Raw genomic sequence first — 16,060 nt, forward strand, 5'->3', positions numbered from 1 at the left:
CCATGCCGTGTTCGTACGCGTCGTCCTCGAAGGATACGTTTTCGGACGATCGGGGCGTCCGGCGCACCCCGGGCGGGCACCCTCGGCGGCGCCGGGGGCCGGACCCGAGGCGCGGGCCCGTATTGCGGACACAACCTGTCCGCAACCCTCACTACCCTGGCCCCATGCCCACCGCCCCGCTCCTCACCACCCGCGCCCTCAACCGCGCCACCCTCGACCGCCAGCTCCTGCTGCGCCCCGCCGCCCTCACCGCCGAGCAGGCCGTCCACCACCTCGTCGGCCTCCAGGCGCAGAACACCAAGCCCCCGTACTACGCCCTCGCCGCCCGGCTCGACGGCTTCACCCCCGACGACCTCTCCGCCCTCATGGCGTCCCGCAAGGTCGGCCGGCTCGCCTCGCTCCGCTCCACCGTGCACACCCACACCGCCGCGGACGCCGTCTCCCTGCGCCGGCTCGTCCAGCACGGCGCCCTCGACCGCGAGCTGAGCATGTTCCGGAAGGGCCTGACCGGCGTCGACCTCGACCAGCTCACCGCGCTCACCGCCGACCTCGTCGCCGAGGCGCCCCAGCCCCCCAAGGCACTGCGCGAGCGACTGCTCCAGACGTGGCCCGACGCCGACCCGCTGGCCCTCACCATCGCCGCCCGCTGCCTCCTGCCCATGGTCCAGGCCACCCCGCGCGGCCTGTGGGGACGCAGCGGCCAGGTGGCCCTGACCTCGGCCGTCCGGTGGTTCGGGTACGCCGACGACGCCCCCGAGGCGATGGCCGCCGACCTCGACGCCACCGTCCTGCGCTACCTCGCCGCCTTCGGCCCCGCGTCGGTCAAGGACATGCAGTCCTGGTGCGGCCTGACCCGGCTCAAGGCCGCTTTCGAGCGGCTCCGCCCCCAGCTCCTCGTCTTCCGCGACGAGCACGACACCGAGCTCTTCGACCTCCCCGACGCACCCCGCCCCGCCGAGGACACGCCCGCGCCGCCGCGCCTGCTGCCCGAGTTCGACAACCTGCTCCTCTCCCACGCCGACCGCACCCGGGTCGTCTCCGCCGAGCACCGCGCCCGCACCTGGACCGTCAACCAGTCCCACCGGGTCTTCCTCGTCGACGGCTTCGTCGCCGGGCTCTGGTGGCTCGACGAGGCCAAGGACCGCACCACCGTCACCCTCGAACCCTTCGGCCGGCTCACCCGCGCCCAGCGCACCGAGCTCACCGCCGAGGCCGACCGCACGCTGCGCCTGCTCGGACGGCCGGGACTCCCGTACGACATCGGCTTCCGCGCGACGGACTGAACACACGACGGACCGAACACGCGCCGCCCCGGTTCAGAGCAGCGCGCCCGCCCGGCGCGCCGCCACCACCGCCTCCAGACGGGTGTGCGCGCCGAGCTTGCGCATCGCCGAGCGCAGATAGCCCTTCACCGTCTCCGGGCGCAGCCCGAGCCGCCCCGCCACCACCGCGTTCGTCGCCCCCGACGCCACCGCCGCGAGCACGTCCGTCTCGCGCGGGGTGAGCGCCACCCGAGGGGTACGGGTCGCCCCCGCGCCCGCGGCCGACTCGAGCCGCCCGCACACCGCGAGCAGCCTGGCCCGCAGCTCCGGGTCCGGCACCCGGGGTGCCAGCTCGCGCAACTCCCCGTACGCGCGCCGCAGTTCCTCCCGCTCGGACACGAGCCGGTGCGCCTCGTCGCGTACGGCCAGGGCCTGCTCGACGTCCCGCGCGGCGGCCGCCGCCGCGTCGAAGACCCGCTCGCCGATCGGCAGGGCGTCGCGCAGCGCCCCGTACAGCACCCCGCGCACCTGCCGTCGGACCACCACCGGGACCGCGATCACCGAGCGCAGCCCCTCGGCCGTCACCGCGCCGTCGTACTCGTGGGTGATGTGCCGGGCGGACGGGTAGTCGGTGACCGCGCACGGGCGGGACAGGGCGAGGCACTTGCCGCCGAGACCGGATCCGCGGGACACCGTCAACCCGCTGAGTGCCACCGTCACCGTCCCGTTCAGCTCCGCGATGCGCAGCTCTCCGCCGTCCGCCGGGAGCAGCCCGCCGAAGACCACCGGCAGCCCGGTACCCCGCCGCAGCCGCACCAGCGCTTCGCTCAGCGCCTCCGGAGCCGCCCCGGTAGGCGGCGCCGCAGGGTGCGACTCGACGTGCTCGGGCACCGTTCCTCCACCTCGCCGCGCGGGGTCTCCCCCCGAACGGGGGTGGTGAGACCTGGGTCACCGATTACACGATGTCCGGGACCGGTCCCGCAACGAGGAGAGTCAGGGAGACGAGGACGCATGACCGAAACGAGCGCGTCGGAGCCGTCGGAGGAACTGGCCGAATCGGCGGAATCGGCGGAGTCGGGAGAGCCGGGGGAGTCGGGGGAGCCCGAGGACGCGGGGTATCCGGTGCACGAGACGATCGACCCGCCCGGCGCCACCGAGGCCACCGCGCGCTTCCGGGCCGCCCGTGACTTCCTGCTCGCGCACCGCGAGGACTACGACACGGCGTACGCGGGCTTCAGCTGGCCCCGCCCCGAGCAGTTCAACTGGGCCCTGGAATGGTTCGACGTCATCGCGGCCGGCAACGACAGGACCGCGCTGCACATCGTCGAGGAGGACGGCACCGAGGCGAAGGTCAGCTTCGCCGAGATGTCCGCCCGCTCCGACCTGGTCGCCAACTGGCTGCTCTCCTGGGGCGTCCGGCCCGGCGACCGGATCATCGTCATGCTCGGCAACCAGGTCGAGCTGTGGGAGACCATGCTCGCCGCGATGAAGCTGCGCGCCGTCGTCATCCCCGCCACCCCCCTCCTCGGCCCCGCCGACCTGCGCGACCGCGTCGAGCGCGGCCGCGCGCGGTACGTGATCGCGCGCGCCGAGGACGTCGCCAAGTTCGACGAGGTCCCCGGCGACTACATCGGCATCCAGGTCGGCGAAGGCTCCGGAGCGGGCTCCGGCGAAGATTCCGCTGAGGGCTCGGCTGAGGGCTCGGGTGAGGGCTCCGGCGGCGACTGGCTCTCCTACGGCGACGCCGATCACGCGTCCCCGGTGTTCCGGCCCCTCGACGTCACCCGCGCCGACGAGCCGCTGATGCTCTACTTCACCTCCGGCACCACAGCCCGCCCCAAGCTCGTCGAGCACACCCACACCTCGTACCCCATCGGCCACCTGGCCACCATGTACTGGATCGGCCTCAAGCCCGGCGACGTGCACCTCAACATCTCCTCGCCCGGCTGGGCCAAGCACGCCTGGTCCAACCTCTTCGCGCCGTGGAACGCCGAGGCCACCGTCTTCATCCACAACTACACGCGCTTCGACCCGGCCCGGCTGATGGCCGAGATGGACCGGCACGGCGTGACCAGCTTCTGCGCCCCGCCCACCGTGTGGCGGATGCTGATCCAGGCCGACCTCGGGCAGCTCCGCACCCCGCCCCGGGAGGTCGTCGCGGCCGGTGAACCGCTGAACCCCGAGGTGATCGAGAGCGTCCGGCGCGCCTGGGGCGTCACCATCCGGGACGGCTTCGGACAGACCGAGACCGCCGTGCAGGTCTCCAACAGTCCTGGTCAGCGCCTCAAGGAAGGCTCGATGGGGCGGCCGAGCCCCGGCTTCCGGGTGACCCTGGTCGACCCGGTGAGCGGCACTCCCGACGTCGACGAGGGCGAGATCTGCCTCGACCTCACCGGTGGCCGGTCGGGTGCCCCGGTGGGGCTGATGACCGGCTACCACGGCGACCCGGAGCGTACGGCCGAGGCGATGGCGGGCGGCTACTACCGCACCGGCGACATCGGCGCGCGCGACGCCGACGGCTACATCACGTACGTCGGCCGGGCCGACGACGTGTTCAAGGCCAGTGACTACAAGATCAGTCCGTTCGAGCTGGAGAGCGCGCTCCTGGAGCACGAGGCGGTGGCGGAGGCGGCCGTCGTCCCGGCGCCCGACCCGCTGCGGCTCGCCGTGCCGAAGGCGTACGTGGTGCTCGCGGCGGGCTGGGAGCCGGGGCCCGACACCGCGAAGGCGCTCTTCGCCCACTCGCGCGAGGTGCTGGCACCGTACAAGCGGATCCGCCGGATCGAGTTCGCCGACCTGCCGAAGACCGTCTCCGGCAAGATCCGCCGGGTGGAACTGCGCAAGCTGACCGCCGCGGGCGACACCGGCACCGAGTACACGGAAGGCGACCTCACATGACCCCCGTCCCCACCCCGACCCCGAGCCCGATCCCGACCGCCACCCCCGCCCCGACCCTGGCCGCCCGGCCCTCGTACGCGCACGGCGTGTCCGGCACCCCGCTGCTCGGCGACACCATCGGGGCCAACCTCGACCGCGCCGTCGCCGCCTGGCCCGAACGCGAGGCCCTGGTCGACGTGCCGACCGGACGACGCTGGACGTACGCGCGATTCGGCGCCGACGTCGACCGGCTGGCGGACGCGCTGCTCGGCAGCGGGATCACCAAGGGCGACCGGGTCGGCATCTGGGCGGTCAACTGCGCCGAGTGGGTGCTCGTGCAGTACGCCACCGCGCGCATCGGCGCCATCATGGTGAACATCAACCCGGCCTACCGCGCCCACGAGTTGGAGTACGTGCTCCGACAGGCCGGGATCTCGCTGCTGTTCGCCTCGCTGCGCCACAAGACCAGCGACTACCGGGCGATGGTCGAGCAAGTGGCGCCGTCCTGCCCGCAGTTGCGGGAGACCGTCTACTTCGGCGACCCCGGCTGGGAGCAGCTCCTCGCCCGTACGGCTCCGCAGGGCGCGGGGGGCGTCGGACGCCCGGAACTCTCCTGCGACGAGCCGGTCAACATCCAGTACACCTCGGGCACCACGGGCTTCCCGAAGGGGGCCACGCTCTCCCACCACAACATCCTCAACAACGGTTATTTCGTGGGCGAGATGATCGCCTACACCGAGCAGGACCGGATCTGTGTGCCGGTGCCCTTCTACCACTGCTTCGGCATGGTGATGGGCAACCTCGCCGCCACCTCGCACGGCGCCTGCATCGTGATCCCGGCCGCCTCCTTCGACCCGGCCGCGACCCTGCGCGCGGTCCAGGAGGAGCGCTGCACCTCGCTCTACGGGGTGCCGACGATGTTCATCGCCGAGCTCAACCTGCCGGACTTCGCCACGTACGACCTGTCCACCCTCCGCACCGGCATCATGGCGGGCTCGCCGTGCCCGGTGGAGGTGATGAAGCGGGTCGTCGCCGAGATGAACATGGCGGAGGTGTCGATCTGTTACGGCATGACGGAGACCTCACCGGTCTCCACCCAGACCCGCCGCGACGACGACCTGGAGCGGCGCACCGGCACGGTCGGCCGGGTGCTGCCGCACGTCGAGGTCAAGGTCGTCGACCCGGCGACCGGCCTCACCGTGCCGCGCGGCACGGCGGGCGAACTGTGCACCCGCGGCTACAGCGTGATGCTCGGCTACTGGGAGGAGCCCGCGAAGACCGCCGAGGCGATCGACCCGGGCCGCTGGATGCACACCGGCGACCTCGCGGTGCTCCGCGAGGACGGCTACGTGCAGATCGTCGGCCGGATCAAGGACATGATCATCCGGGGCGGCGAGAACGTCTATCCGCGCGAGATCGAGGAGTTCCTGTACGGGCACGCCAAGATCGCCGACGTGCAGGTGGTGGGCGTGCCGGACGCCCGCTACGGCGAGGAGATCCTGGCCTGTGTGATCCCGCGCGACCCGGCCGACCCGCCCACCCTCGCGGACGTCACCGACTTCTGCCGCGACCGGCTCGCGCACTACAAGATCCCGCGCCGGGTCGAGATCCTCACGGAGTTCCCGATGACGGTCAGCGGGAAGGTGCGGAAGGTGGAGTTGCGGGAGCGGTACGGGGTGGGGTGACCCGTCCCGTACCGGGCGTGGCGGCCGGTACCGCTGCCGGGACCGGCGCCGTGACCTGCGCCGGGTCCGCGGCCTCCGGCTCGGTGCCGGTCAGGCCCGGTGCGAGGCCCAGGTCCCGGTCCGGTTCGAGACCCAGACCAAGATCGAGGTCCAGGTCCAGGTCCAGGTCCAGGTCGAGGCGCATGCAGACGCGGGGCCAGGCGGCGAGTCCGTGCGCCGCTTCGGCCCGGCTGATCTCGCGCAGCCCGGCGGTCAGCGCGGGGTCGTCCGCGTCGAGGCGGCGGAAGCCGAGCCGGGCGTAGTAGGGGGCGTTCCAGGGCACCTCGGCGAAGGTCGTCAACGTCAGCGCCGTCAGCCCCTCGGCCCGCGCGCGGCGCGCCAGATGGCTGATCAGCGCCCGCCCGACGCCCCGCCGGGCGGCGTCCGGATGCACCGACACCTGCTCGATGTGGGCGGCCCCGTCGACGAGGTCGACCAGGAGGTACGCCACCGGCCGGCCGTCCCGATCGGCTCGCTCGTCCTGCTCGTCCCGCTCGTCCACCGCCACCCAGGCGCGTCCCGCCTGCCGGTAGCTCTCCAGGACGTCCAGCGGAAGGGGCTCGTCGTCGGCGATCTCCGTCATCCCGAGCAGTCGGAATGCCTCGCCCGCGGCGCGTTCGATGTCCTGGAGCAGGGGGAGTTCGGCCGGTGCGGCCACTCGGATGCGCATACGCCAGTATGACGCGGCGGGCGGCGCGAGCGCGGCCCGGGGCGGACGGCGGGTGCCGCCGGGCGGCCGGGTTGGCCGGTTGCCGACGGCCGGCCGACCGGCCGGCCGTGGGTGGGGCCTGGCCGTGCCGGACGGAGGCCGGGCGCCCCCCCCGGCGCCGCCGCCCCCTTCGGTCCGGCGTCAGTCCGGCGCCGCCCCCGAACAGCCGAAGCCGGGGCTGTCCGAGACGCTCCGCCCCGCCGCGTACCCGTCCTCCGCCGACCCGTGGCGTCCCAGCAGGCCGCCGTCCCGGGAGAAGTGCGGCACGAACAGGGTGAGCGCGGGGTCGCCGTACAGGGCGATGTAGAGCAGGACGTCACGCGGGTCGGTGACCAGGTGGCGGTGGGCGGGGAGCGGGTGGCGGGCGCGGAGGGTGGTGAGGAGGCGGTGGGCGGCCCGGGTGGTCGGGGGCACGCAGAGGAGTGCGGCGGCGGCGAGGACCGGGACGCCCGCGAGGGCCAGGGCACCGCCCGACGCGCCGGTCGCCAGGAGGCCCGCGCCCACCGTCAGCGGTACGCAGGCAAGGAGCGTCCGGGCGGCGCGCAGCCGTCCCGGTGGCCGCAGCAGACCCGTCAGGGCCAGCTCCGTACGCAGCGCGTCGAGCGCCTGCCGGGCCTTGGGCCGGCCGGCGAGCAGCCGCAGCGTCAGGGCCCGCTGGAGCGAGCGGTGCACACCGAGCTGCAGCGGATCACGGGTGCGCCCGGCGCCCCCGTTGGCGCGAATCGTCCCCCGGCGGCCCGCCGCCACCGCGCCCCGCTGGTGGAGCGCCACGAGCGCCACCACCACGGCCGCCCGCGAACCCCCGCGCAGCAGGGCCAGTTCCTGCGGCGCCAGCTCCGGACGCTCCGGGCTGCGCGCGCGCAACAGCACGGCCGCACAGCCGAGTTGAGCGGCCGAGGCCGCGAGGAACCACCACATCCCCGTTGGCATGATGCCCACCCCCGTAGGTGTTGTGCCCTCGGGAGCGGCGGTCGTCACGCGCGAATGGCCGAAATCGTGAGGTGCTTTCCCCGGGAGTTGCCGGGAAGTGTCCGGGGAGCCGTCAGGGCGCTCCTTCGGCGAGCAGTTCGCCCGCCGGACCGTTCACGGGCTGCGGGGTGCCGGTGAGGTCGAGCACGAACAGCGGGATGCCGAGACCGTCGGCCCGCTCGTGCGCCTCCGGCGTGTACCCGGCCAGGGAGAAGTAGACGCTCACCGCCGCGCCGCTGAGACCGTTCAGCCACAGGCACTCGACCGCCCGCAGCCCGGTCGGGCGGGTGCTCGGGTCCACCTGGGCCACCAGGCCCGGGCCCCGCAGGTCCACCGCCGACGCGGACCGCTCCTCCGGCTGGACCACGTCACGGAAGCCCAGCCAGCGCAGATATCCGGCGGACGCGGCGACCGCGTCCCGGGTGGTCCTGATCGTGACCGGCCGGAACGCCGTACGGGCCGTCGCCGCCGCGGCGGCCGGGGGCCCCGGCGGTGCGGGCGGCGGGGCCGGGTGGCGCCGCAGGAACCCCGAGGGCGGCGCGGGCGGGGCGGGATCCGGGGCGGGATCCGGTCCGGCGGCCGGGAAATCCGGGTGCGGGCCGACGGCCGGGTGGGCCGACCGGGGCTCGGGCACCGACTCCCGTACCGCCCCGTGCGCACCAGAACCGTGCGCACCAGAACCGTGTGCCTCGGGACCGTGCCGTACGTCCCCGGTGTCCCCAGCGGCCCCAGCGCCCCCGGAATCCACTGCTCCACCCGCATCGGCCACCCCCGGAGGCGGTCCCGCCGCGCCCGGCCCGGTCGCCGCCACCGGCACCCGCAGCACCGCCCCGCAGGGGCAGCCGACCTCCGGGTGCGGCCAGTCCGAGGCGCGGGCGCAGGACGGGCAGTGGACGGTGACCCACTCCTCGGACCAGTTGCGGTGGGTGACGGGCACCGCGGTCGCGCCTGGGATCACCGGTGGGGCCACCGGGACGCCGCAGGAGCAGGGGAAGGCGGGTGCCGCGTACCGCAAGGTGCGGAGGCACTCCGGACAGCGCACCTGTACCGACTCAGCCACCTGGAACCCCCTCCGCGTCGTGCGTGCCCATCGTCCACCAATCGGGACGTCAAGGGGAGGAACTTCGGCCAACGCGGGCCCGCGCGGGACCGCCCGGGTGCGGCTCAGCCAGGTCGGCCCTTGACGCCTTTCCGGCCCCCCACTTACATTGCTTCCACATAGCAGAACAGTACTTCCGCATTATGGAAACAAAGCCCGTCCAGGCCCCGAAGCAGGAGCACTCCCATGCCTCGTATGACCGCCGCCGCAGCGGCCGTTGAGATCCTCAAGCGCGAAGGCGTCACCAACGCGTTCGGTGTGCCCGGCGCGGCGATCAACCCCTTCTACCGCGAGCTCAAGAACGTCGGCGGGATCAGCCACACGCTGGCCCGCCACGTCGAGGGCGCGTCCCACATGGCCGAGGGCTACACCCGGGCCAAGGCCGGCAACATCGGTGTCTGCATCGGCACCTCGGGCCCCGCCGGGACGGACATGATCACCGGCCTGTACTCGGCGATCGCCGACTCGATCCCGATCCTGTGCATCACCGGCCAGGCCCCGGTCTCGAAGCTCCACAAGGAGGACTTCCAGGCCATCGACATCGCGAACATCGCCAAGCCGGTCACCAAGGCCGCGACCACCGTCCTGGAGGCCGCCCAGGTCCCCGGCGTCTTCCAGCAGGCGTTCCACCTGATGCGCTCCGGCCGTCCCGGCCCGGTCCTCATCGACCTGCCGATCGACGTCCAGCTCACCGAGATCGAGTTCGACCCGGAGACCTACGAGCCGCTGCCGGTCTACAAGCCGTCCGCGACCCGCGCCCAGGCCGCGAAGGCGCTCAACTTCCTCCTGGAGTCCGAGCGTCCGCTGATCGTCGCCGGTGGCGGCATCATCAACGCCGACGCCTCCGACCTGCTTGTCGAGTTCGCCGAGCTGACCGGCATCCCGGTCATCTCCACCCTGATGGGCTGGGGCACCATCCCGGACGACCACGAGCTGGCGGCCGGCATGGTCGGCGTCCAGACCGCGCACCGCTACGGCAACGCGACCTTCCTGGAGTCGGACCTCGTCCTCGGCATCGGCAACCGCTGGGCCAACCGTCACACCGGCTACAACCTGGACGCCTACACCAAGGGCCGCAAGTTCGTCCACGTCGACATCGAGCCCACCCAGCTGGGCAAGATCTTCGCCCCGGACTTCGGCATCGCCTCCGACGCCAAGGTCGCCCTCGAGCTCTTCATCGAGGTCGCCAAGGAGCTGAAGGCCGCGGGCAAGCTGCCCGACTTCTCCGCCTGGGCCGCCTCCGCGCAGGAGCGCAAGGCCACCCTCCAGCGCCGCACGCACTTCGACAACATCCCCATGAAGCCGCAGCGCGTCTACGAGGAGATGAACAAGGCGTTCGGCCCGGACACCCGGTATGTCACCACCATCGGTCTCTCGCAGATCGCGGCCGCGCAGTTCCTGCACGTCTACAAGCCGCGCCACTGGATCAACTGCGGCCAGGCGGGCCCGCTCGGCTGGACCATCCCGGCTGCCATCGGCGTCGCCACCGCCGACCCGGAGACCCCGGTCGTCGCGCTCTCCGGCGACTACGACTTCCAGTTCATGATCGAGGAGCTGGCGGTCGCCGCCCAGCACAAGGTCCCCTACGTCCACGTCCTGGTGAACAACGCCTACCTGGGCCTGATCCGCCAGGCGCAGGGCGGTCTGGGCATCAACTTCGAGGTCAACCTCGAGTTCGAGAACATCAACACCCCGGAGATCGGCGTCTACGGCGTCGACCACGTCAAGGTCGCCGAGGGCCTGGGCGTCAAGGCGATCCGCGTCACCGACCCGGACCAGCTGGGCGAGGCCCTGGAGCAGGCCAAGAAGATGGCCGTCGAGTTCCAGGTCCCGGTCGTCGTCGAGGCGATCCTGGAGCGCATCACCAACATCGCGATGAGCAAGACCGTCGACATGAGCGACGTCACCGAGTTCGAGGAGCTGGCCACCGAGCCCGCCCACGCGCCCACCGCGATCAAGGCCCTGCAGGTCTGATCACCGGCCGATGGAGCCAGGCGAGGCCCCCGTCCCGAGAGCACCGGGACGGGGGCCTTCCCCTGTGCCTCCTGTGCCCCCTGGGCTTCTGATGGCCCCGGTGGCCCCGGTGGCCCCCGGCGCCTACGGGCGTCCGCTCCCGGCCGCCCGTACCAGCGCCGTGCCCGCCTCCGTACGGTCGTACAGGACGGACCGCCCGGCCCGCCTGCGCCGTACGAGTCCGGCGTCGAGCAGCACCTTCAGGTGCCGTCCCACCGACCCCAGGCCCTGCCCGGTCAGCGCCACCAACTGACTGGTGGACGTGGGGGATTCGAGGCGTACGAGGACCCCGGCGCGGCCCCGGCCGAGCAGCGTCCGCAGGGCCTCGGGCGCCGCCGGGGCGGAGTCGTCGGCGAGCGCGCCCGCGCACGGGTAGACCAGCGCGAAGCGTGCGTTGCCCGCCCAGCTCACCCAGCCGTTCGCCGGGGTCACCGGGACCAGGAGCAGCCGTCCGCCGTCCACCGAACGCGGCGGGTGGTCACGGACGTTGACCTGCAGACGGCCCTCACCGAGCCAGCGGGTCCGCCCCGGACACAGCTCGTCGAGCGTCGTCGCCCAGCCGTCCCTGGCCAGCCGGGCGGTCCTGGCGGCGATGTCCGCCTCCAGGACCCGGCGGCGGCGCGGCCAGTCGGGCAGCACCGTCTCCCGCCACACCCAGGCCAGCACCCGGGCGAGCCGGTCCGGCAGATCGTTCGCCGTGCGCAGCGGCTCCGGCACCGGGCCGTCCGCCGACAGGGCCAACTGCTCGACAGCGGCGGCCGGTTCGGTGGCGCGGACCGCCACGACCTCGTCCTCGAAGGACGCCTCGCCCTCGCCCAGCGGTGTCGGGGTCAGGAAGTCGGCGTTCCAGGTGCGCCCGATCGCGGTACGGACGAGCAGCGCGTCCAGCGGGTCGGCGGCGAGCCGGGCCCGGTAGCCGGGCAGGTGCGTGCCGAGCCAGGCGCGCTCGCCGGGGTGCCCGGCGCGGGCCGTGTGCAGGGTCTTGAGGGCGGCGACGGTCTCGGTCAGCGGCGAGATCACGAAACGGCCGCTGGCCAGCGAGTCCGCACCGATCCGCCACCAGCCCACCGGACCCGCCCCCCGCCTCGTTCGCCTGCCCCGCGCGGCTGTCCCGTGCGCGGATGTTTCGCCGTACCGCGAAACAATAACGCCCGGCCCGGGCGCTCCCGCAGACTCCGGCGCATGCCCGAACCCGCCTCCGCCCCTGCCGCCATGCCCGCTCCCGCCACCACGCCCGCTCCCTTCGGCTACCGGGACCTCTTCCGGATCCCCGACTTCACGCCGCTCTTCCTCTCCGGCGCCGCGCACGCCGCCGCGCAGACCGTGGCCGGGCTCGGCCTCGCCACCCTCGTCTACCGGTCCACCGGCTCCCCGCTGCTCTCCGCGCTCGCCATGTTCGGTCCGGCGCTCGCCCAACTGGTCGGCGCTGCCTTCCTGTTGTCGGCCGCCGACCGGCTGCCGCCGCGGGCGGCACTGTCCGGGGTGGCGCTGGTGTTCGCCGCGGGGACGGCCGCGCAGACCGTGCCCGGACTCCCGGTCGGCGTCGTCTTCGCGATCCTCTTCCTGCAAGGTCTCGCCGGATCGGTCGGCGGGGGAGCGCGCTACGGGCTCCTGAACGAGGTGCTGCCGCGCGAGCGGTATCTGCTGGGCCGCTCGATGCTCAACACGACCGTCGGCGGCTGCCAGATAGCCGGATTCGCGACCGGCGGACTGCTGCTCGCCCTGCTCTCGCCGCGCGGGACGCTCGCGGCCGGTGCCGCGCTGTACCTGACGGCGGCCCTGGTGGCACGCGCCGGGCTCACCGGGCGCCCGCCGCGCGCCACCGGCCGGCCGTCGCCCGCCGAGACCTGGCGCACCAACGCGGTCCTGTGGTCCTCGCCCGCCCGGCGCTGGGTCTATCTCGCGCTGTGGGTGCCGAACGGCCTGGTCGTGGGCTGCGAGTCGCTGTTCGTGCCGTACGCCCCCGAGCGCGCCGGGCTGCTGTTCGCCTGCGCCGCCCTGGGCATGCTGGCCGGGGACATCGCGGTCGGGCGCTTCGTACCGGCGCGGTGGCGGGGGCGGCTCGCGGCGCCGCTGCAGGCCCTCCTCGCCGCCCCGTACCTGCTGTTCGCGCTGCGTCCCGGACTGGCGCTCGCGGTCGTCGCGGTCGCGGTCTCCGCCGTCGGCTACGCGGCGAGCCTGCTGCACCAGGAGCGGTTGACGGCGCTGGTGCCGGACGGGCTGAGCGGTCACGCGCTCGGTCTGCACACCTCGGGGATGCTCGCGCTGCAGGGCGTGAGCGCGGCGCTCGCGGGCGGACTCGCCCAACTCACCTCACCCGGGGCGGCGATGGGCCTGCTCGCCGCCTGCTCGCTGACGGTCACCGCGCTCCTGGCCAGGGGCATGAACCGGTGGCGTGAGCCGGTGGAATGAGCCGGGGCATGAAAAAAGAGCGCGGAACCAGGGACCGTAAACCTGGTTCCGCGCTCTCGTTGTGCCCGCCCGACGGTGCGAGGCTGGCGCGACAGGACGTTCGCGCCGCCGGGCGGAGTCTGGCCCCCTTCCGTGCGAGAAGGGGGGCGTTGGGACCGCGGTGGCGGCGACGGGTGTCGCGACGGGTCCCTTCCTTCAGGTCAGGAAGGGGGTCGCGGACCCTTACCACCGCACTGGCTCGTCGCCACCGCGGTCCTCACGCTGTCCGGGCCGCCGACCACCCCTCATCCGGGCCGGCGTCCCGGACTGCGTACCTCCACTGACCTCCCGTCAGCTTCCGTACGCAGTCTCGGAGTCGGGAGACTAGTCCTCGCGCAGGGCGCGGACGGCCTCCGCGACGCGCCGGCCGTACTCGGGGTCGGCGGCGGCGAAGTGGGCGAGGTTCTTCTCCACGATGTCCTCCCGGGCGACCTGCGAGAGGCTGCCGGCGAGGTTGGACACCAGGCGGGCCTTCTCGTCCTCGGACATGAGGCGGAAGAGCTCACCGGCCTGGAAGAAGTCGTCGTCCTTGGTGTGCTCCGGGGCCGCGTGGGTGCCGGTCCAGCCGTGCACCGCGAGCGGGGCGGAGAGCGGGGTGTCGGTCTGCGCCGGGCCGGAGTACGAGTTGGGCTCGTAGTTCTTGTCGTGGCGCGCACCGTTGCGGGTGGCCATGAAGCCGTCCCGGCCGTAGTTGTCGGCCACGGCCGCCTTCGGCGCGTTCACCGCGAGCTGGGTGTGGTTGACACCGAGGCGGTAGCGGTGGGCGTCGGCGTAGGCGAACAGGCGGCCCTGGAGCATCTTGTCCGGCGACGGGCCGATGCCCGGGACGAAGTTGTTCGGGGAGAACGCGGCCTGCTCGACCTCGGCGAAGACGTTGTCCGGGTTGCGGTCGAGGACCAGACGGCCCACCCGCTGCAGCGGGTAGTCGCTGTGCGGCCACACCTTGGTGAGGTCGAACGGGTTGAAGCGGTACTCGACGGCCTCGGCGGCCGGCATGACCTGCACGTACAGGGTCCAGGACGGGGCGACGCCGCGCTCGATGGACTGCAGCAGGTCGGTCTGGTGCGAGTTGGCGTCCTTGCCGACGAGCTCGGCGCCCTGCTCGGCGGAGAGGCTGCGGATACCCTGGTTCGTCTTGAAGTGGTACTTGACGAAGAAGGCTTCGCCCGCCTCGTTGGTCCACTGGTAGGTGTGCGAGCCGTAGCCGTTCATGTGGCGGTACGAGGCGGGGATGCCGCGGTCGCCGAACAGCCAGGTCACCTGGTGGGTGGCCTCGGGGGCGTGGGCCCAGAAGTCCCAGACGTTGTCCGCCTCCTGCTTGCCCGTGAAGGGGTCGCGCTTCTGGGAGTGGATGAAGTCGGGGAACTTGATCGGGTCCTTGATGAAGAACACCGGGGTGTTGTTGCCGACGAGGTCGTAGTTGCCCTCCTCGGTGTAGAACTTCACCGCGAAGCCGCGCGGGTCGCGCACCGCGTCCGCGCCGCCGAGCGAGTCGGCGACGGTGGAGAAGCGCAGGAACAGCTCGGTCTTCTTGCCGACCTCGGACAGGAAGGCGGCCTTCGTGTACGCGGTGACGTCGTCGGTCACCTCGAAGTGGCCGTAGGCACCGGAGCCGCGGGCGTGCACGACACGCTCCGGGATGCGCTCACGGTTGAAGCGCGCGAGCTTCTCGAGGAGGTGCTGGTCCTGGAGGAGCAGGGGGCCACCGACACCGGCGGTGGCGGAGTTCTGGTTGTCGGCGACCGGGGCGCCGGACTCGGTGGTAAGCACGCGCTTTGCCATGTTCGTCGGGTCGACCTTCCGTGAGCTGCACTGCTGACTTGCTGGAATGTTCTGGAGCGTAAGTACGCCCGGCGAACAACGTCAACAGTTTGTTGAAAAAGAAGAGTGGTGTTCCGGACGGCGACGACGCCTGGGCGCGACAGGACAGGTGTCAGCGCCGCCGCCGTCCGGAAATCTGGGCCCCGTGGGTGAGACGGGGGACGGGACCGGCCCGTCAGGGCCGGACCGGGCTCAGGCCGGGCTCAGACCTGCTGGCCGGAGAGGCGCTCGACGGCGCGCAGCAGGGCCGAGTGGTCGAGGCCGCCGTCGCCCTGGGCGCGCAGGGAGGCGACGAGCTGGGCGACCACGGCGCCGACCGGGAGGGCCGCGCCGACGTTGCGGGCGGCGTCGGTGACGATGCCCATGTCCTTGTGGTGCAGGTCGATCCGGAAGCCGGGCTTGAAGTCCCGGTTCAGGAAGTTGTCCTTCTTGCGGGTCAGCACGGTGGAACCGGCCAGACCGCCGTTGAGGACGTCGAGCGCGGCGTTGAGGTCCACGCCGGACTTCTCCAGGAAGACCACGGCCTCGGCGCACGCCTGGATGTTGACGGCGACGATCAGCTGGTTGGCGGCCTTCACCGTCTGGCCGGAGCCGTGCGGGCCACAGAGGACGATCGTCTTGCCGAGCGCCTCCAGGATCGGCAGGGCCTCGTCGAAGTCGGCCTGCTCGCCACCCACCATGATCGACAGGACGGCCTCGATGGCACCGGCCTCGCCGCCGGAGACGGGGGCGTCGATGACGCGGATGCCCTTCTCCTTGGCGTTCTTCGCGAGGTCCACGGAGGTCTGCGGGGTGATCGACGACATGTCGATGATCAGCGCGCCGGACTTCGCGTTCTCCAGGATGCCCGCGGGGCCGTAGGAGATCGCCTCGACCTGCGGGGAGGCGGGCACCATCGTGATGATCACGTCGGCGTCCTTGACGGCCTCAGCGATCGAGCCGGCCGCGGTGCCGCCGGCGGCGGCGAGGCGGTCGAGCTTGTCCTGCTCCAGGGTGAAGCCGGTGACCGGGTAACCGGCCTTGATCAGGTTCTCGGACATGGGCGAGCCCATGATGCCGAGGCCGATCCACGCGATCGTGGGGCGAGGGGAGTTGCTCATGAGGGTGCCTCTCAAAACAAGGTAATACGGGGAGG

Annotated in this window: 11 protein-coding genes and 1 pseudogene; 5 read left to right on the forward strand and 7 right to left on the reverse strand. The window is 72.8% G+C overall.

What is annotated here, in order from left to right; genetic code table 11:
- The first annotated feature begins 164 nt into the window (after positions 1–164).
- Positions 165–1,283 carry a winged helix DNA-binding domain-containing protein gene (locus ACIPXM_RS08955; protein WP_401653491.1) on the forward strand — a complete coding sequence of 373 codons (1,119 nt, stop codon included), beginning with the start codon at positions 165–167 and terminating at the stop codon, positions 1,281–1,283.
- A 33-nt stretch (positions 1,284–1,316) separates the two neighbouring features.
- Here the strand turns inward: ACIPXM_RS08955 and ACIPXM_RS08960 are convergent, their stop codons facing one another.
- Positions 1,317–2,153, reverse strand: coding sequence for a LuxR C-terminal-related transcriptional regulator (locus ACIPXM_RS08960; RefSeq protein WP_401653493.1), 837 nt, complete (start codon positions 2,151–2,153; stop codon positions 1,317–1,319).
- Between the two features lie 120 nt (positions 2,154–2,273).
- Here ACIPXM_RS08960 and ACIPXM_RS08965 point away from each other — a divergent pair, with 120 nt between their 5' ends.
- Together ACIPXM_RS08965 and ACIPXM_RS08970 are read left to right on the forward strand one after the other, a co-directional pair.
- Complete coding sequence (locus ACIPXM_RS08965; RefSeq protein ID WP_401653494.1) at positions 2,274–4,160, forward strand: AMP-binding protein; 1,887 nt, start codon at positions 2,274–2,276, stop codon at positions 4,158–4,160.
- The gene (locus ACIPXM_RS08970; RefSeq protein ID WP_401653496.1) at positions 4,157–5,824 is read left to right on the forward strand and encodes an AMP-binding protein; all 1,668 of its coding nucleotides are present in this window, start codon (positions 4,157–4,159) and stop codon (positions 5,822–5,824) included. Before ACIPXM_RS08965 ends, ACIPXM_RS08970 begins: the two co-directional genes overlap by 4 nt.
- Positions 5,825–5,993: 169 nt before the next feature.
- Here ACIPXM_RS08970 and ACIPXM_RS08975 read toward each other — a convergent pair.
- The 3 genes and pseudogenes from ACIPXM_RS08975 to ACIPXM_RS08985 form a co-directional block, all read right to left on the reverse strand.
- A pseudogene (locus ACIPXM_RS08975) lies at positions 5,994–6,533 on the reverse strand (GNAT family N-acetyltransferase); the annotation flags it as partial.
- A gap of 180 nt (positions 6,534–6,713) precedes the next feature.
- Positions 6,714–7,502: a TIGR04222 domain-containing membrane protein gene (locus ACIPXM_RS08980; protein ID WP_401653498.1), complete on the reverse strand. Its 789-nt coding sequence runs from the start codon at positions 7,500–7,502 to the stop codon at positions 6,714–6,716.
- 112 nt (positions 7,503–7,614) lie between these two features.
- On the reverse strand, positions 7,615–8,478 hold the full coding sequence (locus ACIPXM_RS08985) for a hypothetical protein (RefSeq protein WP_401653500.1): 864 nt from the start codon (positions 8,476–8,478) through the stop codon (positions 7,615–7,617).
- 348 nt (positions 8,479–8,826) lie between these two features.
- Between ACIPXM_RS08985 and gcl the strand changes: the two genes are divergently transcribed.
- Complete coding sequence (gcl, locus tag ACIPXM_RS08990) at positions 8,827–10,614, forward strand: glyoxylate carboligase (protein ID WP_401653502.1); 1,788 nt, start codon at positions 8,827–8,829, stop codon at positions 10,612–10,614.
- Positions 10,615–10,737: 123 nt separating this feature from the next.
- Here gcl and ACIPXM_RS08995 read toward each other — a convergent pair whose 3' ends face one another.
- Positions 10,738–11,721 carry an ArsR family transcriptional regulator gene (locus ACIPXM_RS08995; RefSeq protein WP_401653504.1) on the reverse strand — a complete coding sequence of 328 codons (984 nt, stop codon included), beginning with the start codon at positions 11,719–11,721 and terminating at the stop codon, positions 10,738–10,740.
- 144 nt (positions 11,722–11,865) lie between these two features.
- On the opposite strand from ACIPXM_RS08995, the gene ACIPXM_RS09000 reads away from it, so the two are divergent.
- Positions 11,866–13,065 carry an MFS transporter gene (locus ACIPXM_RS09000; protein ID WP_401653703.1) on the forward strand — a complete coding sequence of 400 codons (1,200 nt, stop codon included), beginning with the start codon at positions 11,866–11,868 and terminating at the stop codon, positions 13,063–13,065.
- 363 nt (positions 13,066–13,428) lie between these two features.
- Here ACIPXM_RS09000 and ACIPXM_RS09005 read toward each other — a convergent pair whose 3' ends face one another.
- Together ACIPXM_RS09005 and ACIPXM_RS09010 are read right to left on the reverse strand one after the other, a co-directional pair.
- Positions 13,429–14,886, reverse strand: a complete 1,458-nt coding sequence (locus ACIPXM_RS09005) for a catalase (RefSeq protein WP_401653506.1) — start codon at positions 14,884–14,886, stop codon at positions 13,429–13,431.
- Positions 14,887–15,128: 242 nt separating this feature from the next.
- The gene (locus tag ACIPXM_RS09010) at positions 15,129–16,025 is read right to left on the reverse strand and encodes a 2-hydroxy-3-oxopropionate reductase (RefSeq protein ID WP_401653508.1); all 897 of its coding nucleotides are present in this window, start codon (positions 16,023–16,025) and stop codon (positions 15,129–15,131) included.
- Positions 16,026–16,060: the final 35 nt, after the last annotated feature.

It is taken from the genome of Streptomyces sp. NPDC090025 (genome assembly GCF_044748125.1).
Classification (GTDB): Bacteria; Actinomycetota; Actinomycetes; order Streptomycetales; family Streptomycetaceae; genus Streptomyces.

Bases quoted from the DNA above. Each gene is read 5' to 3' on its own strand.
- ACIPXM_RS08965 (WP_401653494.1), top strand. From the start codon at position 2,274: ATGACCGAAACGAGCGCGTCGGAGCCGTCGGAGGAACTGGCCGAATCG.
- gcl (WP_401653502.1), top strand. From the start codon at position 8,827: ATGCCTCGTATGACCGCCGCCGCAGCGGCCGTTGAGATCCTCAAGCGC.
- ACIPXM_RS08955 (WP_401653491.1), top strand. From the start codon at position 165: ATGCCCACCGCCCCGCTCCTCACCACCCGCGCCCTCAACCGCGCCACC.
- ACIPXM_RS08970 (WP_401653496.1), top strand. From the start codon at position 4,157: ATGACCCCCGTCCCCACCCCGACCCCGAGCCCGATCCCGACCGCCACC.
- ACIPXM_RS08980 (WP_401653498.1), bottom strand. From the start codon at position 7,502: ATGCCAACGGGGATGTGGTGGTTCCTCGCGGCCTCGGCCGCTCAACTC.
- ACIPXM_RS09010 (WP_401653508.1), bottom strand. From the start codon at position 16,025: ATGAGCAACTCCCCTCGCCCCACGATCGCGTGGATCGGCCTCGGCATC.
- ACIPXM_RS09005 (WP_401653506.1), bottom strand. From the start codon at position 14,886: ATGGCAAAGCGCGTGCTTACCACCGAGTCCGGCGCCCCGGTCGCCGAC.
- ACIPXM_RS09000 (WP_401653703.1), top strand. From the start codon at position 11,866: ATGCCCGCTCCCGCCACCACGCCCGCTCCCTTCGGCTACCGGGACCTC.